1 protein-coding gene is annotated in these 1,078 nt (G+C 73.9%); it reads right to left on the reverse strand.

The annotated features are described in order from the left end of the window. The coding region (locus tag G9H71_RS22810; protein WP_166285023.1) for a hypothetical protein at positions 1-620 on the reverse strand (620 nt) is incomplete at its 3' end. Positions 621-1,078 lie beyond the last annotated feature (458 nt).

Genomic DNA, 1,078 nt, shown 5'->3' on the forward strand with positions numbered 1-1,078 from the left:
CGCTTCTCCGCCAGCACGACCTCCGTCGGCGTGCGCGTCCCCCGCATCGACTCGTCGGCGTACTTCACCTTGCCGTCGAACTCGACGACCACCCGGCCGAGCAGGAAGTCGACGCGGTACGCCCGGCCGGACAGGCCGCGGACGACGGCCTGTGGCTCGACGACGGCGTAGCCGAGCTCGGTCAACAGCACCCTCGTCAGGGACTCGCCCGGTGACTCCGTGCGGGACTCGGCGAAGGTCAGCACGCGCTGGGCGCGTCGCGATCCAGGCCAGCCCCACTGCTCCTCGAGGTGGCCCGACAGCTCGGGAACGGTCACCCTGCCGCTGTGCAGCGCGCTGTCCGCGGCCACTACCGCGTCCTTGAACGGTGCGGTGCGGGCCAGGTCCACGACGGTGCGCCCCAGAGTGGTGCAGGCGAGCCCGTCCGGGGTCCGCATCCGGTGACCGGCGGGCAGCCCCGCCACGCGGACGTGGACGCCGGCTCGTCGGCGCGTCGGGCCGGTCGGCACCGAGACCTGGATCACCTCGGGTACGCGGAGCAGGCTCAGCTGGTGCAGCACCGCGGCCGACCCATGGCTGGCGTGAGCGCCCTGCCCCAGAGCAAGGAGCGCAGCCGCCACGTGCAGTCGGTGTCGGCCCTCTGGCGTCGCCGACTGCCATGTGCCCCGGTCGGTGTAGACGCCGGCCCGCAGGCCAGGCCACGCTCCGCTGGCCCGGTGTCGTTCGACCTCTCCGGTGGTGTAACCACAGACACGGGCGTCCTCGGCGGAGAAGACCCCACCCTGGCGAGCAGCTCGGGCCTGCAGCTCTGGCGACATGCGGGAAGCCTGCGGCAGGCGGTGCGTCGGCCACCGGCGCCGTCCACAGGCGACTTCGCTCCCCTGCACCTCGCTTCGCTCCCCGGGACGCGGGAGCAGAGCAGGCCGCAGGGGAGCGAGGCAGGCGAACGCACGACGGCCCCCGCACCACGAGGGTGCGGGGGCCGCCGGATGGGGCGGGCGGTCAGCCCTCGAGCGCCTCGTCGATCAGCTCCAGCAGGGCGGCCTTGGCCGCCGCGCTGACCTTGTTCGGACGGGCG

Source organism: Motilibacter deserti, from assembly GCF_011250635.1.
GTDB classification, from domain to species: domain Bacteria; phylum Actinomycetota; class Actinomycetes; order Motilibacterales; family Motilibacteraceae; genus Motilibacter_A; species Motilibacter_A deserti.